Raw genomic sequence first — 22,864 nt, forward strand, 5'->3', positions numbered from 1 at the left:
TGAGGTGTTAAGGGGATTAATCTCTCAGCAGCAAAAACTGAAACCAATAAAATGGAGCTACCGGGGTTCGGAAGTGTCTGTTTGCAATGAGATCAAAAGCAGGCATGCCTGCCAAGCCAGCGGTCGATGTTGCTATTACATTATGCCTCTCAGATTTAAGTAGTGCTTCCATTTGTACACGGTATTCTTGAGCAGTGTCCGGCAGAATTATGGGTGCTTCTGACTCTCCACAACGATAATGTGCTCGCTCGAAATACAGATGACTTGGCAATTCCTGCGCGGTGGGATGCCAGAGTTGAAGACAAACTTCCGGATATTCTGTCTTTGAATTTCTTGCAATCATTTCGTAAAGATCATCACGCTTAAGAACTACGGACCATCCGGCAAGAGTGGGCAATAGCCACGATATCTTCATCAAATCAACCCGAATCTCTTCATCTTTTTGAATGCTTAATTCAACGAGGTCATCAACTGAATCCGTGCAAACTGGAAAATTACGTTTCAATTTCATGGTAAAATCGACACGCTTTATAAGTTCTGCAAGCCAGTCGCTGACCGCCTTAACTCTCCCTGTAAAAACTAAAAGAATAAAACCGAGCACAATGTCGACAACATTGCCGTCGAGCATTGGAGAGCCCGTAATAGGATTGTTTTCCAATAAAGCAACCAAAGCGTCAGCTACCACCGCAGCGTTTTCAAAATTAATCCTCTTAGTTTCTTCATCACTAGGAACTACCAAAATGCAGGATAGCCCAATTGACCCGAGAACACCTATTTGCTCAAAGATAACGAGTGAAAACACAGCACTTTCTCGGCAATACCCCGAAAGCCCGTCTTTAACATAATAATGTGGCTGCAACTTTTCAAAATATCGTAGCGCAATCTCCCTATAACATCTCCAGAACGATTCACCGAATTCTTGATAGAATTGTTTTCTTTTCTTTTCCTCTTCCAAATTAATCCTATGCCACGACCAAAGCATTGCGCGCTCCACTGCAAATAGCGCCTGCTTCAGGTTACCTTCGTCCTCTGCCCAATGTGAGAATATTTGAGCTGCTAGGCTGACCACTCGTAATGCTTTTACAAGGTCCTTTTTACTCACATTCTTTGTCGTGAGTTGCCCTTGGTCTGATACACCCAAAACCCGCTTGAACAGACGGTGCAAGTCCTTCTGGTCATATTCCAATTCACCCGCCAGAGCAAGTGACTTCCGGAGATCGGAACGATCTGTGGCATCAAAAACATGCTCACTAAGCATAAATCTTTCGATCAAAGTGGCAATTTTGTCGCCACCCCAGAAGTCAAGTGTAACCTCACCGGAATGACCTTTTGCATAACTATCCCAGTTAATTTGCGTGTCTTGCTTCAAATCGCCAGTAGTAGCAAGGACTATGCGCTTACGAAGTGGCTCGTGTTGCGGTTCCACATGGGTCTTTAAATAGACATCAAAAACTTCATTTAAACTCTGGCGGGATGACTGTGGGCCGGAGTCCCATTCATTCCTCCCAAGATCGCCGCGCTTAATAACAAGACAGAGTAATTCTCTGATGCCATCTTCCGGATGTTTTCCCACTGCCGCCATGTCAACGCCATATTGACGGTTGCCTGTCTGAGGTTTTGAGACCGGGACATATCCCATAGACAGCAGTAAGTCAGGAAGCAGTCTGTCGAATTCATCACGCTCCCGCAGGGTACGCAAATACTGTGCAAGGATCAGTCTCATTCTACACCACGCCTTGCCAGGCGAAAGCCCATGTGCCTGATTTCATAACCAACTGCATCAAGAACGTGGCGTCGTGGTAGCGCAATAGAATGGGAATGCGGGATAAGGTTACTGGCTTCAGTATAACCACCATCCCGAAAGCTGAACCATCCGCTACCGCCCTTCATGGGAATCTCCGTGAAAATCTGACTAACTATCGACTTTTTTCTTGCTTCTTTTGCCACTACATTCATCTGTTTGGAATGAGCACTTGCAAACAGGCGTTGCACATCGGGAGGTGGTTTTAATTCTTCAATTCTGGGGAGTGCCTCAATTGCATCGATGTGGCTGGTAATTTGATGAATAACTCTTGAATACAGCTCAACAATTTTTGGATCGGAAGTTTGGGACTTCTCTTGCTCCAACCTCTTCATCGTTGAATCTGGATAATCCATACCTACTTCTTCAGCCAAAACTGTATGCACAAACCCCAGCTTCCAATCTTGAAGATTCGTCGATTTTAGAAGAGAAATGGTAAGCGATAGTAGATGATCCTCCGAGTTAACAAAACCAAGTAACCGCCTTACCAAGAAAAGAAAATCAGCTTTATTGAAAGTGCTTAACAACGTTGTGTCGAACTCTGGATTTTTAAAGCCATGTACCCATAGTTTCGAAAGTAGTCCTGCTACGGCTGCAGCATGCTTTCTATCATCTGATGACAACCATTCCGTAATTATTTGCGAAAGCAATTCTGGACGCTTTAGCAATTCAAATACAGTAGAATCAAACAATTCTGGAAAGCTTGTATCTCTTGGAATTTCATGGCCATTTCTTGCAACCCACTCCGAAAGACACGAGAGTACAAATTGTTGTTGCACCTTATCAGCTAGCAAATGCGCTAAAATAAAATCAAAATTATCAACAGCTCCCTTGAATGTCGGTGTTAGCTTGCATAATTGGCGTATATATTTCTTAAAAATGTCTTTATCTGCCAAGTCTTTCGTGTTCATGAACAAGTGATGGGAAAGTGCTGCCAATACTTCCTGTTCCCCTGTTTTTGCCATTTTTAAAAGTAGGGGATCAAATTTTCTTGTTATTGAGACTGATTCAGCAGCGGCATAGATTGCAGTTCTACGGACCTGCTCGTCTGCATGCGAGATGTTCAAGGTGATAATTTCAACAGCAGAAGCGAATTCTGTTTTCTTGATCAGATTACAGACTAGTAACCGACCTAAAGTCCATATAGCTGCTCTTCTGAGAATAACGTTTTCTGATTTTGTGTCTTCAATGGCTAGTCTTAACGACTCTTCGGCATTCTGTGATGCGAGAGCAAGGAGTGTGGTCGGATGGAGAGCTACTGTGCTCTGAGAAATTTTCTCCTGCAGAAGTGAATGTAGCAAACGACATGATTCAGGCATGTTGCTCAATTTTTTCTGCAGTTGGCTTAGAAAAGCGCCAGCCATAAGATCATTTTTCGTTTTTTCATGCTGAACATCGCAAAGTTGGATAATCGATGCTGGCTCGATCCTAAGAAAGTAAGGTAGAGCAGCCTCAACAACGTGTAGAACAGTAAATACTTCAATGCTACCATCAACAATTGCGCTTGCCGCAACCAGGAGAATATCTTCTGTGTTATGCGCTAATGCCAGTAAGCGGCCAGCTACTCTATCCGATGAACCAATTTCATGACGCCAGACGTCATTAGCCTTGTGCAGCCATTGACTCGGATCTAATTGAAATTGCGCCTTATGTTTATCAAATAAATATGAAGCCAAAAAACGGTTGCGTCCCTCGATTGACGCAAAAACTACTGAATTTCCGTCTATCTGAATTTCATCTGAACTCTCTTGAGGCGAATGTAGGCTTTCGGGAGGCAGGGCAATCATCAGATCAGAACTGCCACTCTCGTGAGAGTGAAGTACCAATTCGCCAAGCGTGTTAGCTGTCTGTGCTGTCATCACGTCATCGAGCATACAATCTCCACGAATAAATTTGCCTAAATTACCATATAGGGAATTCACGTGCCATATATGGCAAAGACAAGTCAATATCCCTCTACCCCTCTTACCTCTGAAGCGGCCCAATCAACAATTCCCATAAATATTCTGACGCTCCTTCTTCAGTAAGCTGTTTTCCGGAAACTTTTCCATAATGCGGCATGCCAAGTGGTTTCAGATATAAAGAATACCCATCACTCTCAACCGAAAGTGATTCATTGTATGTCGTATCTGTATTTAAATCAGGATTGTTGGAATAGAGGATACCACTAGAAAAAGAGCTTCTGCCGCCATACCATATTCTGCAACCAGATACCTGCTGCCCATTACAATAAATCTTTGCCGAAAAGTGACGCACATCAACGCGCGTCCCTCGTGTCTGTATTCCCTGATTGCGCTGTGCAAGCTCTTCTAACGAACCTTCAAGATAATTGCAGATAACATTGAAAGCTGATTCCAAAAAATCATCTTTATCGTGGTCAGAAAATTGGCGGGTAATGCGCAGATTGCTTGAGCGAAGAACAACGGCTGTTGGTGAAGTGGTGTCACCTACAGGAATCACTGATTTTTTTATCTGGTTACTAGGGGTGAGTGTTTCTACTGCCTTCTCAATAGCATTTGCAACTTCCAGAAACCCATCATCAAGAGTAGGGTATTTTGTAATTGCTTTGCCATCTTTTGTTGCGGCAAGTATCTTTCCAAATGGTGCCTTGTGCCAACTGCATGGTCTTAGAATGACCGGTATAATGATAGCCTCGCCACGTTCATGCCGTTCCATCGCACGAGTCATCTCAATGTCATAGCAGTAATCGGAACTGAGAAAGTCAGAACTAACGAGAAGCAAGATGATATCAGCCGTTTCGAGGTTGGCGCTAATCTCTCTGGCAAAGTCATTACCAGCTCCAATGCGCCGGTCATGCCATACTTCAATCAGCCCCTGCCGCTTCAAAATGGAAAGATGTTTTTCCTGTTCGTCACGCAAGGCCTCATCTGCGTGTGAATATGAGAAAAATATTGTTGGCATTTAAAGAATCCTTTGTAGTTGTTCAAGAAACGCAACTATTTCACCACCGCCTAAATGTTTTTGTTTGCCGCCATGTTTTTCCCACAGTTCAAATATTCTGAGTTCTTGCTGAGTAGCCTGCCTATCGCCTCCACTGCCTGTCGAGGGACATGCTCCTGAGCAGAGCCGCATGTTTATATTCCCTTTTTTAATCGCAATCTGAACACAGACACTGCCGCTATCATTTTGCTGCTCTCTGATTTGGCTAATTATCCAATGTTTATCTGCCTGCAAAAGGTCATGTTCCTGGTTTCCTATTCTGATTTTTACAGACATGCTACCTCCGGCTAAACGTTATATTTTTTTCCTTTTTTAGCTGGCCTCTGCGCCAAAGTACTCCCAGCCGCTGCTTTCGAATCCTTACTTGTCCGTCCATCCCGCAGCACACTCGAAGCCGCTTTTGCCGCTGGTGCCGATGTGACTTTTGCTGGCGCCTTGGTCTGCGATAAGGCACTTGCTGCCGCTGTTTTAGATTTTGTTGCGGTACTGCTACTTGTCATGGTTTTAGATGCGCTGGTTGCCGCTTTTGGACTTGTCACTTTTGCCTTAGCCATCTCAGTTCTCCTTTGATCTAGGTTTGATAGTCTTCCAGTTCCGCTTACCTTAAATTCTTCGCCGACCCGAAAAAATTCGCCACCGCAATAGTCATCGCCGGTCTGCTCACCTGAAAAATCCCCGCCAATTTCTCCGGATTCTTCAACTCCGCCTGATACTTCTTCAACTGTTCCTGCGGAATGAGCAACTCAGCGGCAAAGGCGTCCGCTTCCTGCTCCCATGGCGGCTTGGCGCTTTCCGGCATATCCTCGCCATATTCCCGCGCCACTTCGGCATCGTAAAAATCCCGCTTATCGTGTCTGAGAAAAATATGCCCCAACTCGTGAGCCAGGGTAAAACGGCCCCTCACGTAGGCTTTTGCCCTGTTCACCATGGCAACCCGCGTTCCGTCCTCCAGTTCCATCAGCATCCCGTCAACGGCTTCGGGGTCGTCAAGTTCCATATACTCCAACCCCTCACCCTCGCAGATTTTACGCAGGTCGGTGGGAACATCCACGATCTTGTACTGCTTCAGCACCTTGCGCGCCATGTTTCGCGCCAGTGGATAATTGGCCGGAATCATCGCGTTCCTCCCGCTTGCGGCAGAGCATCAAGAGCAGCCTGTACCTTTACCAGGTAGTCGTCACTGACCAGCTTCTGCTGTGCCGACTCGCCTCTTTTCTGCGCTAGTTTTTCCAGCATCATGTTGACAGTGCGTGACTGGGCAGCCGCCCCCTTGGCGTCGTAACTGGTGGAACGTGCATGGACAACGGTTGCCGAGTTCTTCATTGAGACGATTGATAAGGTGGCGTTGAGTAGTCGCTTGAGGTTATCGAGCGTCAATCCGAAAAACTGGACAATCCGTGCGGTTACATCGGGAGAAATCTGTTCCGGGGCAAAATCATTGTTTTCAATACGAGTCAGGATGGCCGGTTCAATCTCCAGTGAGGCACAGACCAGATCTGGCAGGAGTCTGGTCGCATTGATTACCTCGCGAATATACTCCCCAAAGGAAAGATACTGATCAAGCAGGGAGCTGTTCACTTTACTGATGGCGGCGATGCGCTCCGACGGAATCAGGTTAACCTTGGCATCGGGGAACTTCTCAATGAAGTTATGCACTAGAAGGTTCATGGAGGGGGTGATGGCAACCTCACCACGCTCCCAACGGCCATAGGAGTTGCGGCCGATCTGCAGCAGGTCGCAGATTTCGTCCAGCTTCATGTTTAGCACCCGGCGCACCGTCTTCAGTTGTTCCGGTGTGAGGAGTGGTTTCAATCCGAACTCCAGAGCAACTCGCTGCTTGTCAATTTCCAGGCTCTGCCCATGGGTGAACGTAACTTCCCCACAGGCGGGGCAAGTTTCGCAGGCAAGGTCACGTAACAGGTGCGACTCGCCATTAACCGTCACTGTGAGATCGGTCGTTGAAGTCTTATAGTCAGCGTTAAAACAGTTGGTGCAGATCATTGTCTAATCCTCTATTTGTGTGTGAACGAGGTAAGTTTCCATTCGATGAAGAGGCCGGTCTGCGGATGGTAGTTGCTGCAGACCTTGCAGTAGACAGTAACTCCTCTGGTGCTGGTGCCGTGGATAACATAGTGGGTGTTGTCCGGATGGCTCGCCCGTTCACTGGTTGCTGGCATCGCCTTTTCAATGGCATCGGCATCCATGATGACCTTCTCTACATCGGCCTCATATAATTCAGCCTTATCCATATCGTTCAAGCAATCCTTCGTCTTCCTGATTTTCCTTGCCAGATAGGCATTCTTTATTTCAGCGAGAACAAGTCCGTCTAGCTCCGTTCCAATTGGCGTCATAGAGTCTCCATAATCACTCACACCAATTGGTGTTAAATTAAATATACCAATTGGTATTTTGGTGTCAATTACAATTTTTCTTCGAAGTGTCACCTGTTATCAACTTGTGCTTCATCGACAAGCTAACTACTCATGATGCATTACCCAACCCTTCGATTATCCTCAAATCGCCACCACATGGCATATTCCTGCACCGCACCAACTCTTCAGGCCGTCACAAACCACAAACAAAGCCAAGTAAACACTGCGCGTTACGAAAAAGTGTAAAATTTCTTTACACCTTTGAAAAACGAAAAACCCGCCTTTGGGGCGGGTTCAGTAATAAACGTATAGGTCTTTAGCAATTTATTTCGCATGGCTACCACTCTAATGGATAGATCACTGTAGTCTGTGTACCTGAATCTAGATCAGCTGTCCAGGGATTTACAAAACATTTCTGAGTATAGCCACCATTGCCACCATCAAAGCCACGGACTCCTGCCTGCCGCTAGGGGTTGTACCGGAGGAGGAAAAAAGAAAAGGCCTCGATTTCTCGGGGCCTTTTGGCTTTGTCCGGACAGTGCCGGATTGTTAATTGGTGGCTGCTCAGTCTCTTAAACTGATTGAATAAGTCACTGTTTTTGCTGGTAAGTATTTTGTTTTTAAGATTGCATGTGTCCCCAAAAACATCCCTAAAACTGTTGTTGTTTATCAGTTGTAAGATCAGGCAGAGAGGTCAAATTGTAATCCGTCCCAGTGATTCCGGGGCAGCTCTATTGTGAGGCTATGCTGTTACTTCGTCACTAAGCTGTTTGATGGTTTGCACCAATACTCGTAGATCATTAATCCGGTCAAGCTGTTCATTCCGTGGCAAGTCAATAAACTCTTCCGCAAGATCGTAGGTCTCTCGGTCCAGTATGTTGACCATGGAGCGAAGTTCTATTTCGGCAGGATAGGTCGTGGTTGCCGCTCCGTTTCAAGCAGTTTTAAAGCGCCATCAATATCACGACATATAGAATTTATTGACCAGTAGACACCTGAACACATGGCCTCGTTTTTCAGATTGATTACAGGCATGCCGGTTTCATCCCAGAGCATTTCATTGAACACATCAAGCCTTAAAATTGCTTGTCTAATGGTATCTAGTGGGTCTTCTTCTACTGCTTTGCATAATGGAATAGCCTGTTGTGGTTTATCTGTTTTGTGGGTCATAGTTACGCTCCATTCGCCTTGGTTTCGGTATTTGTCAATAAAACTTCAGGGCCTTGTGGATCATACTTGTGTACTTCAAGGCGTGTCTTTGTTCCGTGAAAGCGTTGGTGTATTATCTGAATGTTGGCATCTTCAGCCCAGCTTTTTAGAGATTCAAATTCAAAAGCCATAGTTTTTACATTTTCAGCAAGGCATTCGATGATATTTGCAACGCCACTTAAGTCATCATCTGGTTCCGTTTTTTCGAAGATTATTTTAGATACTTGTTCCATTGATCTTGCTATTCTCACAAGACTCATACTGTTTTGATCCAGCGTAAAAGGTGAAATGATTGTACACATAAAACCTCCGGTTCAGTTTTTGTCTTTTGCTACTTTCATGCTACCTATAAAAATAATCTTGCGTAAGCTGTTTTATTCTGATAGATTCTGCGTAACATTTTGATGTTACTGAAAAACAATTTTTCGGGTAATAATAATAAAAATCATCCGCAATAGTTGCGGATAAACACCAAAAACAACAAAGCCGCCCTGGTGATTACCGGAGCGGCTTTTTCTATGGCAACTGAATTTTAAGGAGTCCTACCTGTACGCCTGTTTGTACCAATCAATCGCAAGCTTGACGTTCTCCCGGTCTTGCGCTGAAAGGCTGTTAAGAAACTGCTGCCGCATGTGCAGGGGCATTCCTGACAGCGGGTGCTGACGCTTGATGCTCTGATACAGGTTTTCCGGTTTTCCGCCTGCCTTCAGGTACTCTGCCTTGTAGTGGTCTACCGCCTCCCTGTCACGGTACTTCAGGGCCTGGCGGAAATAGAAAAGGGCCTTGCTCCGTTCGGTGGGTTCGGCTGTGGTCTGTTCTCTGCCGTGCTTTTCCAGAAAGCGGCCCACCTGTTGCTTGATGTCATGATAGGCATTCTCTCCTGGGTCCGATTCGTACACCAGCAGATTCTTCAGGCTGTTCAAGTAGCCCTTGGTTGGTTTGCCTGCCAGTGCCTTGTACTCTTCATCCAATGCAAAGAAGCGGGCTACATGCTCGGTTCTGTCCCTGATCGGCATAGGCTTGGTCATATCAGGGTAAATGCTTTTGCCGGTCATCAGTTCACCGGCAAGCTTGGTAAAGGGGCTGGCAGCATTCACCAACTTGTTAGGTGTTGCCAGTGCCATCTTCTTCAGCATTTCCTTGGCGTCCATCTGCCCGGCCTGCAGTTTTTTGAAACTCTCCGGGTAGTCTTCCAGCCCTGCCCATGCAAGAACGTCTGAGAAGGCACCAGAGAAACGCAGGGTTAATGTCTTACCGTCGCTGGTAGTGCCAAGGATCAGATGCAGCTGCCCGCGTACCTGTGCGCTTAACTTTTCTTCCTCTTCCGGGTGAAGCAGATGATTGAAGGCCGATACCGCTGCAAACAGCAGGTGGGTCAACAGTACCTTTTCACCAATGCCCAGGGCTGCCCCTGCTGCTTTGCGGGCTCCTACCCCTGCCATGCGTGCCGCTGTGCTGCCTGCTTCCCCTTGGGTGGCGGCGTTCTTAAACAGGCGGTAGTAGCGTGGTGCGTTAATCTCCATCCAGCTCCAGAAGGGAATCAGGCTGGTTCTGATCTTCTCCCCGTGGGCAGACAGGTTGCCATAATCCCCCAGCAGTTCCCGGCTGAGTTTGGCGGCCTTGTCCCTGGTGTTGGTCAGGCTGTTAATCTCTGCAGGTGTTGAGGCCCAATAGACCGGCTTGCCCTGGTCAAGCAGTTCCTTTGCCCGCAGGTAGGCGGCTTCCCTTAACAGCCCTTCCCGTAACTGGGTCAGGCTGGAAACCTTGTCAAAGTATTTGGCAATCAGGTTTGCTGGTGCCAGCTTGGTGAGATCCCCGGTTTTCAGGGCATCCATCAGTTTGACGTTGCGGGTGCCTTCCTTCAGGTGCTGGAATCCGGGCAACTTGGAAATGTCCGGGATTTCGTTAATGCTGATACCGGCATCAATGACGCCACGGTCAAGCATGGCCAGCTCTTCAAAGGTCATCGGCTGGCCTGCCTTACGGTTCAGGGCATTCTTCCAGGCGGTGCTGAAGTGCTTCATAATGCCGGGATCAGCAGCAAGAACGATATCAAGGTCACCTGACATATTGTTCAGGTTGTACTTCAGTGCCCGACGTGGAGAGAGCAGCGTCCAGACCTTCCAGCCACCAATCAGCTTTTTATTGATGGTGTCCAGGGTGGCGTCTTCCCGGTTGGTTCTCAGATTATCCAGGGTCTTTGCCAGCCCTGCAGGTATGACCACCTCTTCCTTTCTGCCGCCCAGAATCAACACTTCTTTGAACTTTTCTGCCACTTCAGCAAAGGCCGGGTTCTGCTCAACAAAGCGGGTAATGATGCTTTCCGGCATGGTCTGACCTTTGTAGAAGACGCTGCCCTTTTCCGGCTGCCATGTGGTGTAGCCTTCGGGGATCAGGGCTTTCCAGTCAGCAGCCCCTTCCTGTTTGGCCTGTTCCCGCAATGCCGGGGCAAGGTCGTTGATGCTCAGCACCTCGTCCAGTGCCTTCTTGGTTGCCAGCTCTTTCATGGCCTGGCTGTAGTATTCAAACTCTGCTTCAAGGAAGTTGGTGTTAATGTCCAGTTCTGAACCTTCCCGGCCCTTCTGCCAGCCCCGCTGCTTGTTGCGGACCTCTCCGGCTGTGCTGATACCGGCCCACTTGCGGGCGTTGGCATGTTCAAGTACCTGGTGCCGGAAATAGCCGGTGTTAATGTCATCAACCGTGTATTTGCCGGTTTGCTTGTAGTTCTCCAGCCCTTCAGGTGTCAGCACTGATTCAACCGGCAGCAGGTCATTATCAACCAGTTCAAGCACCAGATGCTTGTTAACCTCTGTTCTCCGTTCTACTGCTGCCTGGACATCCGGGTTGGCTGCCACCAGTTTGCTGATACGTTCATGGTCAGCCTTGACAGTCTCCGGGGTGTAGCCAAAGGGGAGGGCACGGCCTTTGTCCGCTTCATTGATCAGGTCATCCAGTACCACCTTGCGGCTGAAAAGATCCATCTTCTGAGGCCCAAAGGAGGCGGTCAGGCTGTGCAAATATTCGGAGGTTTTAGCCTTGGCGGCTATGTCAGATGATTCAAAGCGCCGTAATATGTCAGCAGTACGCTTGCCGCTGAAGCTGCTGGTGTCCAGATTGGGGAAGTGCTGGGTTTCGGATAGCATTCGCTGCAGAAAACCTTGCAGACGTTCCTTAAGGCCGGGGCCATCACTCAGGCCGTGGGCTGTCTGCCAGCGTTGTTCTATGGCCGGGTCTGTTGATGCAATCCCGGCTGTCATACCTTTTGGCTGCTGTATGGTGTCATTGGGCTTGGTTCTGCTGGCGGCAATCCGCTCCAGTGTGGTTTTGATGGAGTAGGCCGGGGGTGCTGCTTCGCTTGCATTGGTGCCATTCCAGACGTCACCGCTGGCGATATCCTGCATAACCTTCAGCGCCGGGTTAAACAAGCCACGTACTTTCTGAAAGAACTGGTAAATGGCCTGCAACCAGAGATGCCCCTTCCGTTGCCCAAGGCCGTTGTTGTCCCTCAGTCTCTGGTATTCCTGGGCTGCTGCTTCTTCATTACCAAACTTTTTCAGCAGGGTTGCCCGCTGGCTTTGGTTCAGGGCAAGGGCCATTGCAGCGTGGAAGGTTTCGTGGTGGATCTCTCCGGCACCGGCTTCAGTCAGGGAGATAACAGCATCCTGTCCCATCCGCTGGAAGGCGGCCACCGGCTTTTCATCAGCTTGCAGCTTGCGGCCATAGGCGGCTTCTGCTACCTGCAGATTGAAAATGATTTCATCTGTGCCGTTCACGCGGATGGTTGCGCCGTTCTTCATGGTTACGGTGAAACCGTGCTGGTCTTCAGAAATGGTCTGTTTGGGAAATGCCTGTGCAACAACATCATGGGTCAGGTTGAAAAGCGGCCTGTTTTGTGGGGTGGCTTCTTGCGTGGCCGGGTTTTGATTGCTGGTTAATGGCATAGTAGCGTCTTGCTCATCAAAACGCTTGAGAGCGTACATAATGGATTGATCAAGATTCGGGTCAAGTGCAGATACATCAAAGGGGAAATCTGACATATTCTGTTCAAGGTTGGCCTGATGCTGCAGGCTGTAGCTGTGTTGGCCTCTGGTGGCAGCCTCAATCTTGCTGTACATATCCTCAATGCTGCTACCGGGGGGCAGATAGCCATGTTCTTCCAGCAGCTCCCGCATGGTATCCAGGGGCTTGCCCTTGCTGCTGATGGTGTGCAGTATCCCCACTTTGCCGGTCTTGCTGGCGTGAAGATTCAGGTCTTTGATGCTGTCTTTGATGGTGCTGCCCCACTGTGTTACTGCCTGTTCCCTGTTGATACCGCCCAGCTTGGCAATAGCGGTGATCAGGTCATCCTGTGCCGGGTTGACTGAACGGCTTGGCTTGTTGTTCAAATTCGGCTGCATTTGAGACACAACGGGGTTTGATGTTGCTGGTTGAGGTACAAGCTCCGGCTGCTGCAGGGCTGTTGGTTCTTCCTGCTGTTGGCCGGTCAGGCGTTTCCATTCACTGACAAGTGCCTGGCCGGTCCTGTCGTATGACCTGACGTTCATCAGGTGCGTCATGCCGTTCTTGATCTGCTTGTCTGCCCAATGATTTGCAAGGGCCAGTTCATCAGGTTGCGGCATGGTGACTGGCGTCCGAAATTCGGACGGTCCGCCAAGCAGTTCAGCGGTTGCCGGTCCGGCTTGTTGCTGGTCAGGCAGGACGGCTGATCCTTCATGTTCAAGGGCCTTTAACCGATCAAAGCCTTGCTGCTGTTCCGGGGTAAGCGTGATATCCGGCAGGTCTGGAGTATGTAGGGCGGCTGCAGCTTCACTCGCTTTTAAGGCCGATCCAATCGGGCCATAACCTTCTGCCTTGGCCTGCTGTGCTGCTTCCTCCGGGGTTTGACGGGGGATAGCCTGCTGCTCTGTTTGTGCGGAATGTTGAGCAAGGGCATTGTAGCCACCACCACCGGCACCCATCAGGCCACCGGTAACCATCCCTTGTGCCCCTGATTCCACCACCCCTTCATGCCACGGCTTACCCAGTGCAATGTTTTGCAGGGCTTGTTCCTGCATACTCTGGGGCAGTTCCTCCAGCATCCCTTCAGTCAAGGCACCTTCCGCAACCTGGCGGGAAAGCCCTTTGTTAATTGCCTTGCCGCCACCGCTGGCCAGCATGGTTTCAATGTTGGCAATACCGGCCTTGTTTGCAAACTTACCGGCTGCAGCTCCAATACCACCGGTCACAATACCGGATAACCCGGCAAGGCCAGCTTGTTCAGGTGTCAAGAGGTGGTCTGGTGTTTCTGCCCGGATAGCTTCGGCGTTCTGTCCGGCTGTTATGGCACCTTCTCCAATGGCTCCGGCCACAAAGGGGGCCAGCTTTGGCAATACCTTAATCGCTCCCCGTGCTATTCCAGCACCCCCCAATAAGGAGGGTGCAGATTCAAGGGCGGTGTGGGCGGCAACAGAGGGGTTTTCAACAATGGCCTGAACAGTGGGCAAAAAGCCCTTGGCTTGTTGAACTGCAGCATTGGCCTTTTTCTGTTCTGGTGAATACAGTTCATCCAGTGTTTTCTTGGCTTCACGGGGCCTGAAACCTACATATTCAAGCCCTTTGCCTACTCTGCCACCGGTTGGAATATCGGCAATACCTACAATAGATTCGGGCAAGCCTATTGCGCCTTTAAGTGCCGTTACTGCGGTGTCTCCGGCAATACGGCGAAACAGTGAAGAATGTTCTTCCGGCTGGGGCGCTGCCTGTGGTGTCGGCGCGGGTAGTGCTGCAAGCTGGCGGGCGATGTTGTCATCATCAATGCTTGTTGCATCGTCAAAGAAATTGATACGATCATACAGTCCCATGATTTACCCCTCCGTAGCTTCTTTTCTGGTTTGGAAGCGGGCAAAGTCAGGCACGTCGATTGCGTGGCCGTTCTTCTGGGCTACGCCATAGATACGGGCTGCCGCATCGTTATGACTCATGCCGCCCTTCATCAGCTTTTGATAATGGGACTCATACACTCTGGGTAGTGCAGCGTATTGTCCGCCTTGCCGGTTGGGGGAGAGCATGAAAACATTACCCCTGGGGTCTTCTGCCTGGGCATGCAGCTGGGCGTAGTAGTTAAGTTTTGGGGCCACATGGGTGGGGACGTTAAGCTTTGACCACCCGGACATTAACCCTTTCACGCGGTCGCTGTACTGCTGTTGGACTTGCTCCTGCTGTTTACCAAGGGCGGTCTGCTGTGCCTTGGCAATGTTCGCATCACCAGCAATACCGGCAGCCTTTACATGGGCATCAGCGTTATATTTGACACCGGCCAGATGCTGGTCAGTTGCGTACTTGTTGCTTTGCTCCTTGATACCTGCAATCCGCTGTGCCTGGGTATCTGCCAGCTGACCGGCTATTGCATTGCGGCGGGATTCATACCCGGCCAGATCGCCAGCAGCGCCACCACGTATGAAGCTTCCAAAGTTGCGATTGTTTACCGTTTCTGCAGCGGCCTGTTCACGGGGGGACATACGCATAAGGTCACGCTGTCCGGCCTCGTTTACCTTGGCAGCGTGCGCCACCTGCTCGTCATAGGTGCGGCCTCTGTTATCCATTAAGCCATTACCTGGCTTGCCAATACCGGCAATCGCTTGCTGATTGATTGCATCCATCCGGCGCACACCGCTTGCAGACATACCCGTTTCCTGCATTTTGCCCACAGTCTGCAGGCTATCCGGTGTCATGCCGGCAATAGTCTTTGGGGTGCCGATAAGGCTTGCACCACCTGGAGCAGAGGCACCAGCACCGGCGATACTAAAACCGGCAATTGCCGGTGCTTTATCCGGCATACCCAAGGGGCCTGATGATTGGCTTGTGCTGCCGGTTGGTTGAGAAGTTGCCCCGGCTATCGGTTGTGCTGGTCCAGCTATCCCTTGTGGTTTGCTGGCCTCCATTCCCGCAATGGCCATAGGGTTGTTGCTGGGTACTGGGCGACCGGCGTAGTATCCTGCACCGGCAATGGCGCTTGTGCCTGCATTTGGTGATACATCAAGCCCGGCTTTGGGCGGTTCTGCTATCGCTTGCGGCTTCTTGGACGGGTCAAATACCTGGCTGGGATCGTATGAAGCACCGCCTAGGCCTTGTTTTGTTGTCTGGGTTGTTTGATCGTTTTGCATTGCCATGGTTGTTTCCTTTACTGGTAGGGGGTTGGTTGTGCGGTCACGTAGTCTTCAAAACGGGCAGCATCGCCCTTGCTGTACTTTGCATTGCGGTAGGATTGGAACTGACGGATCAGCTCTTTCACTTCATCACGCAATCCAACAGGGGCAATGTTTTCAAGATAAACCGCTTCTTGTGCTGTAAGCTCTTTGGCTGCCAGTGCCTTGTTGAACAGGTCAACATACCGCTGATGTTCTCTCTTGGCCTTTTGCTCGGCTCTGTGCAGAGTGAGTATCCGGCTGCCCTGTAGCTCCTTGATTTTCAGATCAAGAGGGCGAATAGCCTCTTTGATTGGTTCAGCGGCTACCTGCTGCAATCGTAGGATTTCAGCATGAAGTTGGTTGATATCAGCTTCTTTGCGCTGTCCAGTGGCATATTCTGTCAGCATTGAAGGCAGCTTTGCCTGTAACTGCTTGATATGATCAAGAGCCGTTTCCTTGCGGGCCTGCAGTCTACTGACAGCAGATTCGAGTTTTTCAATTTCTGTGTAAATCTGTTTTACTTCCTCTTGCATGGCTGGGTTCCTCTATCTTTCAGGCATTTACCGTTATTTCGCTGCTGTCCGGTTCTTCAGGCAGCGGGGCAATGTTGACAACCTGCTCAAACGGGACCGGGTTAGGGCCAAAGCCCCGTTGGGCAAAGCACTGCAGTTGGCTGATCAGGGTGTTTACCTGCTCTTTAAGCACCGGGCGGCCAGCTGCATACGACCAGAGCCGGTCCTCATCACCTGCCTGCAGGCTGCGACGCTGCAGGACGGAGTTAAAGAACTTGGCGAATTCAGCGTCTTCAGTCCGCAACTTTTCAATATTGGTAATGTTGCCAAGGGCCAGCCGTACTGTTTTCAGGCGGTTGTCAATCTCTGCGTATGCGGCCAGATAGGGGGCTTGCAGGGCAACAAGCAGCAGCATCTTTTCGGCTTCAAGCTCCTGCAATTCAGCCAGATTTCCTGATTCTGCGAACCGGAGTAACGCGGCAACGTATTCCTTTTCAATTTCGTCAAGCCGTTCTTCAACAGAGCTACGGCGGTGCTTAAGCCTTGTCAGTGCTTCTGTAAGGTGGCTCTGTTCGTCGTTAAGCTGTTGTTTATTCTTCATGGCTTGGCTCCTTAATTGTGGTATTGCGGGCTGCAGTGATCGGCACCTTGTGAAATCAGGTTAAGCACCCCCAGCAAGTGCTGGTTCTGCTGCATCAGGTGAACAAGCCGGGCCTCTGCCTGTTCTGCCCGTTGGGCTGCCTGCTCAGTCGCCGTGGCGTACTGGCAGGAAAGCCGGTACAGCAGTTCCATTGCCTCAAGAAAGTCTTCCGGTTCACGTTCGCCGTCCAGTATCTGGTTCTGTACATCTCGCAGCAGTTCCAGGGTTTCAGCCTCATTGCGGTTGGGATTGGTCAGGTCATCATCCTGCAGGATCAGGTAATCAGCAGGCGGGGCAGGCTCAAGCACGGCAACCTCTTCTGCCGGTGCAGGCTGGAAACTTTCAGGAAACAGCCGGTCATGCAGTTCAATAAACTGGTTGGTTGCTTCGTCCCAGTCGCCTTCAAAGAGCTTTTCTGCAGTCTGCTGTACCAGCTCGCCGATCTCTTCAAGGGTTACGTTGTGGTTCAGTTCAAGGGTGTTGGTCATGGGGTATCCTTTCATTTTCCGGCTTTGCCGGTGATCAAAAATCAATCGTCTGGTTGGTTGCCTGGCGTTGTGGTTCGTAATCCTTCAGGCCGGTAAACTGCAGGCTGGGGCGGTCTAACAGCACCTCCCAGATCTGCCCGGCTGCGCCGTTACGGTTTTTCAGCACCTTCAGAATCAACTGCCCCGCCTTGGTTTGCTGCAGTCCCAGCATGAAGTCTGCAGAGGCCTCAATATCTCCGCCACCCTTGGCGCTGTGGGCCTCTATCTCTGTCTGGTGCTTGACTGATTCCCGGCTGACCTGGGCCAGCACCAGCAGCGGCACGTTTTTTTCCTTGGCAAGGTTCTTCAGGGCGGGGGCAAGAAAGGCGGTTTTCTCAAACAGGGTCTTGCCTGGGGCGGCCATCAGGCCCAGGTAATCGATCCCCACAACGCCTATGTCGCCGTGATTACGCTTGGTAGCGTCAATGTATCGGCCAATTTGTTCAACGCTCAGTCCGGGACGGTCGCACACCAGCATGTTTCTACCGCCACCGTCACGGGCCGCCAGTTGCAGGGCATTGGCCTCCACCGGCTCATTGCGCCAGCGATATTCGCAGGTATACCCGTTGATACCGCTGGTCATGGCAACTTCCCGTTCAAACAGTTTGGCGGCAGGCATTTCCAGGGAAAAGAACAGGCTGAGTAAGCCGGTGTCGCGTGCAGAACGCAGCAGCAGGAATTGCAGCAGGGCGCTTTTAAAGGTGCCGGAATAGGCGATTACGATAAGGACTTCACCGGGGGCTACTCCCCGTAATTCTTTGTCCAGGTCCTTGAAGCCGGTCTTGAAGCGGTATTTGTTGACCCGTGCGACAAACTGCTGGTAGAGGGCTCCACGGGTGCTGAAATCTATGAGGTCTGCAGCGTTCACCCCGTGTGCCCCGTCCAGCTCTGCAGCCAGTTTTTCAAGGTTACGGCGGGCCTCGTCAATCACCGTGGCGGGATCATCCCCCTGCTGGACCTTGCCGGTCATCACCAGTGCCAAACCGGCAAGGGACCGCTGCACAGCATGGGTGCGGATGATTTTTGCATAGTGGGCGGCATTGGCTGCGGTGGGGACGTAATCAGCAAGTTCCAGCAGGTACGGGGTGCCGCCTGCCGCCTCCAGTTTGCCGGATGCTTTCAGGGCTGCAGCAAGGGTGGTAAAATCAATCGGCGTTCCGGCCTGATGTAGATCCAACATCCCACCGAAAAAATGCCGGTGGCGTTCAAGGTAGAAGTCCACCGTACCGATGATCTCGGTCAGGGTCGGAAGTACGGTGTTATCTATCAGCACAGCCCCGAGGCAGGACTGCTCTGCTTCGTTGCTCCAGTGGACGGCGTGGGTGGTTTCAGGCAGTGGCATGGGTGGTGTCCTGGGCGGCTTTCAGATCGTCAATCAGTCGGGCAAGCCGGTCTTCAGCTTGGTCGGCAAAGTTTGCAATAGCCCGCAAGCTAAAGGCCTGTTGGGTTGGATGCACGTTACGCATGGCGTCGAGAGACAGGCAGAGCAGGCGCTGGTCTTCTGCCAAGGCCTCAAGGGTGCTAATCAGGTCGCTGGGGTTGATTGAGGTTTCCATGGTGTTGCTCCTTTCAAGGTTGGTTGTGCTTCAAAAAATTAAGACATTTTGAGACGTTATCCGGGGGCGGTGGTCTCCCAGAACCGCCAGTCTTCCAATAGGGTGCCGTCAGGGGGCAGTAGCCCGGCAGCCCTAAACCGTGCGGCATTGTTGGTCATGATCTCGCCGGGGGGCGGCATCCGGTTAATCTGGCTTTGCAGCATCGGCAGGTCACGGCGGTTTGCAAGGAATGTGTCCTCGACGGTAAGGAAGTGGCTGGCTATCAGCAGCAGCGGCTTCAAGGGGTGCAGGCCCAGCAGGGTCTTGGCTGCCTTGGCATCCTTGGCGGCGAAGAGGTAAGGCTTACCCTGGGTGGTCTCGTAGGCATAATTCCACCAGGCAATAAAGGTCTGGTGGTCACCTGATGGGGGTCGCTTCGATTTTGGAGAAGCGACAAGAGATTCTTTAAATCTATATCTACTAAGTAGCTGTGGAGTGACTGCGGAATCAGTGTGGAGTGATTGTGGAATATCTTCTTGCAACCCATTACTATTATTTATATTTGCCGTGGAGTCAGTGCGGAATGGTTGTGGAGCCAGTGCGGAATTGCCTGATTGTGGAATATCGCCTTGTAATGCGCTGTTATTATTTTCTTTTTGTGCGGAAGTCAGAGTCACTATCATTTGCAAGTCCAGAAATGTTTTTACCGTTTTTGAATCCCAAGAAAATATTCGCCCATACTCACGCATAGACCGAACAGTCCCGTCTTGCCGGTCGGCTGTTATCCGTGCTGCGGCCTCTAGCCTGGTGTAGGGGCGGTCTGTTGGTAGTGTGGTCAACAGGTCTCGGTTAATGGGAATCCACTGCATCTATGAGCCTCAGTCATGCCTCAGAAAAATATGCGGGAAGGGGAGTTGAGGCGGACTCTCCGTATCGTCTGGCCGGACTATCCCGCAGGCCGTAAAAACCTAAGTTCACCTAACATTTTCAGCGGCTTGTTTAGATGTTGACATTTGATGACATTTTCAGCCGCCTACTCAAGCTTGCTCGTCTGCGGTCTCGGGATTATCCTCTGCGTCCATGCGCCAGACGGCATCCCAGCCATACGCCTCAATCGCCAGCTCCATCAGGTCAGAGCCACGCCATAACCAGACTTCGCCATGCCGGATAAGATCGGGACGCTGTAGTTTGCGCCCGGTCCTCTGGAACAATTCAGCTTTAGTAAATGCCGTGGAGATCGCGTTGCGGACACTTTGCGGAACATTGCCGCCAATCGTAGGGCGGTGGTTAGGATCAGCGGCAGCGTCTCGCCATCCGAAGCCTCCAAAATCTGGCAGCGGTGGCCCATCATCACCACGCGGGCCGGGTGGTTCTTGGGCCTGCAGCTCTTGAATCTGCCTGATCAACTCGTCTATGCGCGCGCGACTCATTGGGTGATGCCTCTCTCGATCAGGTTGATGATCTCGTCAGTGCGGAAGCGGGTGGTCTTCCCGGTCAGCTTCACCGGGTTGAGGTGTCCAGCCTTCGCAAGGTTCCACACGGAAGTCCGGCAGATCCCGAGGGCGGCTGCTGCATTCTTGTCAGTGGTCAGCGTGCCGGGTGTTAGCTGTGTGCGTGTGTCCATTTTCGTTGCCTCCGTATTTGCACGATGCTAGACTAGTTTTAACTTACATAAACTTTGCTGAGCAAGGTTTATTATAAACTGGGCAATTATGTCAATGGGTGATTTTATGCAAATCAAAAATGAAAAAGTTGTTAGGCTTAAATTGGCACTTAAAGAGATTGGAGAAGATGGGAGAGGCAGCTACAGCAAAATAGCAGAAATGACTGGGTTTTCACCTGCTTATGTGGGGCAGGTTCTAAATGGAAAGAAAGATAATCCAAGTGCTGTTTTTTTACGGGCAACCTGTAATGCTTTCAAAATTAGTGATGAATGGGTTAATAATGCAAAAAAGCCGATGCTAGACCATCCGGAAGACTTCCTGTATTCAAAAGATGGAAAAATTATTGGTTTTCCTGACCCTGGTTTTTTGGGTAGATCCGGGTATTGGCTTGTTAAGTTTCCAGAGAAGGACCCAATAAAAAATATTTTACAGATGTACACTGAGTGCGGAGAGGCAGAGCTTGGTAGCTTTGCTGGCTTGATTGTAAGTAGGATTCTTTCTTTACCTGATCATGATGTGATTGATTTGGCTATGCAATTACGCAAAATAGTAGAAGGTATTCCGGAGAAGGAAGTTACTTCTTATGCAGATAAATTCATGAAAGATGCTGGAATTAAACCTTTTACCCGTTTGAAATTAAAGCGCATACCGGTTGAACCAGAAGAAAAAAACAGGAGAAATAAGGAGAAGGAATAGCCGGTTTCTCTTCTCCCGGAAAAAGCAGAAAAAACAAGAATAAAAACCGGAAAATACCGGAAGTTTTACGCAGAAAGGGCAGCCGTTACCGGTTGCCCTTTGGTGTGTGTGGGTAGGGTGAAAGAAGGCGAAAAAAGGCGAAGGATACAGGCTGTACTGCTAACCGAGAAAAAGGCGACATTTTGCGACGGTTCTGCTGTTGCCGGGTGAATGGGGTGGGTCAGGCTGCTGCGACTCTCAAGCTGCCCAGTTGCCGTGAACGTGCCTTGGGCTTGATAACGATCTTGACATCCCGGCCCAGCAGGTTCAGGAAGTGAAACAGGCGTTCCATGGAAAAGCCTTTCAGGCGTCCACGAATTAAGGCTGATACCTTGGGCTGATCTATTCCCAGCAATTCTGCTGCCTGTGCCTGGGTCAGGTGCCGCCTTTTGATGATATCATGTATCTGGATAGAGAGCAGGGCCTTTGCCTGCATTTCTTCGGCATCAGGTAGTTCAAGGTCTGCAAACACGTTACCGCTGCTGTGGTATAATTCAATCTCTTCTTTCATATCTTGTTACCTCCCTTTGCCCCGGTGCAACTCTTCAGCCATCTTCAACCGCGTCTTGATCTTCTCTATTTCTGCTTGAGGCGTGGCAATCCCTGTTTTTGATTTCTTCTGAAATACATGCAACACATAGACTACATCCGCAAAGCGTACCGTATAGACAGCCCGGTATGTATCGCCGTCATGATCTTCAACAATCTCTAGTACACCAGCACCTGAAAAGCCTTTCAGCGGCTTGGCGTCGGGATGCTTACCGCCTGCCTGGGCCATGAAGAGAGCAACACCAAAGAAACGCCTGACGTCTTCCGGCATTTCTTTTAGGTCTTTCAGGCTGCTGGCAATCCACTCAAGAGGTTTTGTAGGCTTGTTATTCATTGCGTCCCCATTATGCCATAATTGGCATAAATATAAACAACAAAAATTCAATCAGGCTTTTGCTGCCTTGGCTATCCGGTACACGCTGGCAATACCTATTTCCAGTTCATCAGCTACCGCCTGCTTTGTCTTGCCCTGGGCCAGCAGTTCAAGTGCCTTGTCAGACAGTGCCCGTGCTGTTGCCTTGCGGCCTTGGTAGCGCCCTGCATCTTTGGCCAGCCTGATCCCTTCCCGCTGCCGCTCCAGCATCATTTCCCTTTCAAACTGTGCGATTGATGCCAGCATGGAAAGCATCAGCTTGCCGGTGGGGGTGGAGGTGTCCAGGTTGATGTTCAAGACCTTGAAGGAAACCTTTCTGGCTTCAAGTGACTCTACGATCTCTAACAGGTGTTTGGTGCTGCGGGCTATCCGGTCCAGCTTGCAGACTATTACCGTGTCACCTTCCCGGAGGTGGTCAAGCATTGCCGCCAGCTGTGGGCGGTCTTGCTTCACGCCTGATGCTTTTTCTTTGAAGATCTTATCAACACCAGCACCGTTTAGTTGCTCAAGCTGTGCGGTCAGTTCCTGGCCTTCTGTGCTTACCCGTGCATATCCGATGATTGCCATGATAGTTCCTCTCTGTGCGGTTGCTATCAACAAGTTAAATACTATGTGATAAACCTATCAATAGGGTTAAGGACTGTCAAGCTTTTTAAAAAATCAGCGGTTTCAAGGTTTGTAAGTTGTTGATTTTACATAAGCGGAACCTATCACGTTTTTGCTATCAATAGAGCATGGGCTATTGATAGTGTTTGGGCATGGATATAAAAAGGCGACTACGTAAACTGTAGTCGCCTCTGGTGGGAACTGTTGCTGATTC

The 22,864-nt window shown here is 50.1% G+C and carries 25 protein-coding genes; 1 reads left to right on the forward strand and 24 read right to left on the reverse strand.

Annotation, left to right across the window (positions count from 1 at the left end; all coding sequences use genetic code 11):
• Positions 1-16 precede the first annotated feature (16 nt).
• From FY034_RS04745 to FY034_RS04845, 21 genes are all read right to left on the reverse strand, one after another.
• Entirely contained in the window at positions 17-1,723 is a 1,707-nt protein-coding gene (locus FY034_RS04745; protein ID WP_265554148.1) for a hypothetical protein, read from the reverse strand.
• A complete protein-coding gene (locus tag FY034_RS04750; RefSeq protein ID WP_265554149.1) occupies positions 1,720-3,675 on the reverse strand; it encodes a HEAT repeat domain-containing protein in 1,956 nt (651 codons plus the stop codon). The genes FY034_RS04745 and FY034_RS04750 overlap by 4 nt, the downstream gene beginning before the upstream one ends.
• Positions 3,676-3,766: 91 nt before the next feature.
• Entirely contained in the window at positions 3,767-4,723 is a 957-nt protein-coding gene (locus tag FY034_RS04755) for a toll/interleukin-1 receptor domain-containing protein (RefSeq protein ID WP_265554150.1), read from the reverse strand.
• Positions 4,724-5,038: a hypothetical protein gene (locus FY034_RS04760; RefSeq protein WP_265554151.1), complete on the reverse strand. Its 315-nt coding sequence runs from the start codon at positions 5,036-5,038 to the stop codon at positions 4,724-4,726.
• Positions 5,039-5,049: 11 nt separating this feature from the next.
• The gene (locus tag FY034_RS04765) at positions 5,050-5,316 is read right to left on the reverse strand and encodes a hypothetical protein (RefSeq protein ID WP_265554153.1); all 267 of its coding nucleotides are present in this window, start codon (positions 5,314-5,316) and stop codon (positions 5,050-5,052) included.
• Positions 5,317-5,360: 44 nt separating this feature from the next.
• On the reverse strand, positions 5,361-5,879 hold the full coding sequence (locus FY034_RS04770; RefSeq protein WP_265554154.1) for an ImmA/IrrE family metallo-endopeptidase: 519 nt from the start codon (positions 5,877-5,879) through the stop codon (positions 5,361-5,363).
• Positions 5,876-6,763 (reverse strand): type II toxin-antitoxin system MqsA family antitoxin, encoded by an 888-nt coding sequence (locus FY034_RS04775; protein WP_265554156.1) that lies wholly within the window; start codon positions 6,761-6,763, stop codon positions 5,876-5,878. The genes FY034_RS04770 and FY034_RS04775 overlap by 4 nt, the downstream gene beginning before the upstream one ends.
• A gap of 11 nt (positions 6,764-6,774) precedes the next feature.
• A complete protein-coding gene (locus FY034_RS04780; RefSeq protein WP_265554158.1) occupies positions 6,775-7,011 on the reverse strand; it encodes a hypothetical protein in 237 nt (78 codons plus the stop codon).
• An 865-nt stretch (positions 7,012-7,876) separates the two neighbouring features.
• Entirely contained in the window at positions 7,877-8,020 is a 144-nt protein-coding gene (locus FY034_RS04785) for a hypothetical protein (protein ID WP_265554160.1), read from the reverse strand.
• A gap of 11 nt (positions 8,021-8,031) precedes the next feature.
• Positions 8,032-8,304, reverse strand: coding sequence for a hypothetical protein (locus FY034_RS04790; protein WP_265554161.1), 273 nt, complete (start codon positions 8,302-8,304; stop codon positions 8,032-8,034).
• 2 nt (positions 8,305-8,306) lie between these two features.
• Positions 8,307-8,645, reverse strand: a complete 339-nt coding sequence (locus tag FY034_RS04795) for a hypothetical protein (RefSeq protein WP_265554162.1) — start codon at positions 8,643-8,645, stop codon at positions 8,307-8,309.
• A 240-nt stretch (positions 8,646-8,885) separates the two neighbouring features.
• Entirely contained in the window at positions 8,886-14,183 is a 5,298-nt protein-coding gene (locus tag FY034_RS04800) for a hypothetical protein (RefSeq protein ID WP_265554164.1), read from the reverse strand.
• 3 nt (positions 14,184-14,186) lie between these two features.
• Positions 14,187-15,491, reverse strand: coding sequence for a hypothetical protein (locus tag FY034_RS04805; protein ID WP_265554166.1), 1,305 nt, complete (start codon positions 15,489-15,491; stop codon positions 14,187-14,189).
• 11 nt (positions 15,492-15,502) lie between these two features.
• Positions 15,503-16,042: a hypothetical protein gene (locus FY034_RS04810; protein ID WP_265554167.1), complete on the reverse strand. Its 540-nt coding sequence runs from the start codon at positions 16,040-16,042 to the stop codon at positions 15,503-15,505.
• Between the two features lie 19 nt (positions 16,043-16,061).
• Positions 16,062-16,622, reverse strand: coding sequence for a hypothetical protein (locus tag FY034_RS04815; RefSeq protein WP_265554170.1), 561 nt, complete (start codon positions 16,620-16,622; stop codon positions 16,062-16,064).
• Between the two features lie 11 nt (positions 16,623-16,633).
• A complete protein-coding gene (locus FY034_RS04820) occupies positions 16,634-17,149 on the reverse strand; it encodes a hypothetical protein (protein WP_265554171.1) in 516 nt (171 codons plus the stop codon).
• 34 nt (positions 17,150-17,183) lie between these two features.
• Positions 17,184-18,530 (reverse strand): replicative DNA helicase, encoded by a 1,347-nt coding sequence (locus FY034_RS04825; protein WP_265554172.1) that lies wholly within the window; start codon positions 18,528-18,530, stop codon positions 17,184-17,186.
• On the reverse strand, positions 18,517-18,744 hold the full coding sequence (locus tag FY034_RS04830; RefSeq protein WP_265554174.1) for a hypothetical protein: 228 nt from the start codon (positions 18,742-18,744) through the stop codon (positions 18,517-18,519). The genes FY034_RS04825 and FY034_RS04830 overlap by 14 nt, the downstream gene beginning before the upstream one ends.
• Positions 18,745-18,800: 56 nt before the next feature.
• Positions 18,801-19,472, reverse strand: coding sequence for a hypothetical protein (locus FY034_RS04835; RefSeq protein WP_265554176.1), 672 nt, complete (start codon positions 19,470-19,472; stop codon positions 18,801-18,803).
• 288 nt (positions 19,473-19,760) lie between these two features.
• The gene (locus FY034_RS04840) at positions 19,761-20,153 is read right to left on the reverse strand and encodes a hypothetical protein (RefSeq protein WP_265554178.1); all 393 of its coding nucleotides are present in this window, start codon (positions 20,151-20,153) and stop codon (positions 19,761-19,763) included.
• Positions 20,150-20,347, reverse strand: coding sequence for a helix-turn-helix transcriptional regulator (locus tag FY034_RS04845; protein ID WP_265554179.1), 198 nt, complete (start codon positions 20,345-20,347; stop codon positions 20,150-20,152). Before FY034_RS04845 ends, FY034_RS04840 begins: the two co-directional genes overlap by 4 nt.
• 106 nt (positions 20,348-20,453) lie before the next feature.
• Between FY034_RS04845 and FY034_RS04850 the strand changes: the two genes are divergently transcribed.
• Positions 20,454-21,083, forward strand: a complete 630-nt coding sequence (locus FY034_RS04850; RefSeq protein WP_265554181.1) for a helix-turn-helix domain-containing protein — start codon at positions 20,454-20,456, stop codon at positions 21,081-21,083.
• Positions 21,084-21,303: 220 nt separating this feature from the next.
• Here the strand turns inward: FY034_RS04850 and FY034_RS04855 are convergent, their stop codons facing one another.
• From FY034_RS04855 to FY034_RS04865, 3 genes are read right to left on the reverse strand one after another with little or no spacing between them, the layout of a single operon-like run.
• Positions 21,304-21,633 (reverse strand): helix-turn-helix domain-containing protein, encoded by a 330-nt coding sequence (locus FY034_RS04855; protein ID WP_265554184.1) that lies wholly within the window; start codon positions 21,631-21,633, stop codon positions 21,304-21,306.
• A gap of 6 nt (positions 21,634-21,639) precedes the next feature.
• Entirely contained in the window at positions 21,640-22,005 is a 366-nt protein-coding gene (locus FY034_RS04860) for a type II toxin-antitoxin system RelE/ParE family toxin (RefSeq protein ID WP_012469202.1), read from the reverse strand.
• Positions 22,006-22,056: 51 nt separating this feature from the next.
• Positions 22,057-22,611 (reverse strand): recombinase family protein, encoded by a 555-nt coding sequence (locus tag FY034_RS04865; protein ID WP_012469203.1) that lies wholly within the window; start codon positions 22,609-22,611, stop codon positions 22,057-22,059.
• Positions 22,612-22,864: the final 253 nt, after the last annotated feature.

Source organism: Trichlorobacter lovleyi (genome assembly GCF_015239775.1).
Lineage (GTDB): Bacteria > Desulfobacterota > Desulfuromonadia > Geobacterales > Pseudopelobacteraceae > Trichlorobacter > Trichlorobacter lovleyi_B.

Bases quoted from the DNA above. Each gene is read 5' to 3' on its own strand.
- FY034_RS04865 (WP_012469203.1), bottom strand. From the start codon at position 22,611: ATGGCAATCATCGGATATGCACGGGTAAGCACAGAAGGCCAGGAACTG.
- FY034_RS04770 (WP_265554154.1), bottom strand. From the start codon at position 5,879: ATGATTCCGGCCAATTATCCACTGGCGCGAAACATGGCGCGCAAGGTG.
- FY034_RS04775 (WP_265554156.1), bottom strand. From the start codon at position 6,763: ATGATCTGCACCAACTGTTTTAACGCTGACTATAAGACTTCAACGACC.
- FY034_RS04825 (WP_265554172.1), bottom strand. From the start codon at position 18,530: ATGCCACTGCCTGAAACCACCCACGCCGTCCACTGGAGCAACGAAGCA.
- FY034_RS04805 (WP_265554166.1), bottom strand. From the start codon at position 15,491: ATGGCAATGCAAAACGATCAAACAACCCAGACAACAAAACAAGGCCTA.
- FY034_RS04745 (WP_265554148.1), bottom strand. From the start codon at position 1,723: ATGAGACTGATCCTTGCACAGTATTTGCGTACCCTGCGGGAGCGTGAT.
- FY034_RS04850 (WP_265554181.1), top strand. From the start codon at position 20,454: ATGCAAATCAAAAATGAAAAAGTTGTTAGGCTTAAATTGGCACTTAAA.
- FY034_RS04840 (WP_265554178.1), bottom strand. From the start codon at position 20,153: ATGAGTCGCGCGCGCATAGACGAGTTGATCAGGCAGATTCAAGAGCTG.
- FY034_RS04760 (WP_265554151.1), bottom strand. From the start codon at position 5,038: ATGTCTGTAAAAATCAGAATAGGAAACCAGGAACATGACCTTTTGCAG.
- FY034_RS04795 (WP_265554162.1), bottom strand. From the start codon at position 8,645: ATGTGTACAATCATTTCACCTTTTACGCTGGATCAAAACAGTATGAGT.
- FY034_RS04810 (WP_265554167.1), bottom strand. From the start codon at position 16,042: ATGCAAGAGGAAGTAAAACAGATTTACACAGAAATTGAAAAACTCGAA.
- FY034_RS04765 (WP_265554153.1), bottom strand. From the start codon at position 5,316: ATGGCTAAGGCAAAAGTGACAAGTCCAAAAGCGGCAACCAGCGCATCT.
- FY034_RS04785 (WP_265554160.1), bottom strand. From the start codon at position 8,020: ATGGTCAACATACTGGACCGAGAGACCTACGATCTTGCGGAAGAGTTT.
- FY034_RS04750 (WP_265554149.1), bottom strand. From the start codon at position 3,675: ATGCTCGATGACGTGATGACAGCACAGACAGCTAACACGCTTGGCGAA.
- FY034_RS04755 (WP_265554150.1), bottom strand. From the start codon at position 4,723: ATGCCAACAATATTTTTCTCATATTCACACGCAGATGAGGCCTTGCGT.
- FY034_RS04835 (WP_265554176.1), bottom strand. From the start codon at position 19,472: ATGCGTGAGTATGGGCGAATATTTTCTTGGGATTCAAAAACGGTAAAA.
- FY034_RS04820 (WP_265554171.1), bottom strand. From the start codon at position 17,149: ATGACCAACACCCTTGAACTGAACCACAACGTAACCCTTGAAGAGATC.
- FY034_RS04830 (WP_265554174.1), bottom strand. From the start codon at position 18,744: ATGGAAACCTCAATCAACCCCAGCGACCTGATTAGCACCCTTGAGGCC.
- FY034_RS04780 (WP_265554158.1), bottom strand. From the start codon at position 7,011: ATGGATAAGGCTGAATTATATGAGGCCGATGTAGAGAAGGTCATCATG.
- FY034_RS04860 (WP_012469202.1), bottom strand. From the start codon at position 22,005: ATGAATAACAAGCCTACAAAACCTCTTGAGTGGATTGCCAGCAGCCTG.
- FY034_RS04855 (WP_265554184.1), bottom strand. From the start codon at position 21,633: ATGAAAGAAGAGATTGAATTATACCACAGCAGCGGTAACGTGTTTGCA.
- FY034_RS04800 (WP_265554164.1), bottom strand. From the start codon at position 14,183: ATGGGACTGTATGATCGTATCAATTTCTTTGACGATGCAACAAGCATT.
- FY034_RS04790 (WP_265554161.1), bottom strand. From the start codon at position 8,304: ATGACCCACAAAACAGATAAACCACAACAGGCTATTCCATTATGCAAA.
- FY034_RS04815 (WP_265554170.1), bottom strand. From the start codon at position 16,622: ATGAAGAATAAACAACAGCTTAACGACGAACAGAGCCACCTTACAGAA.
- FY034_RS04845 (WP_265554179.1), bottom strand. From the start codon at position 20,347: ATGGACACACGCACACAGCTAACACCCGGCACGCTGACCACTGACAAG.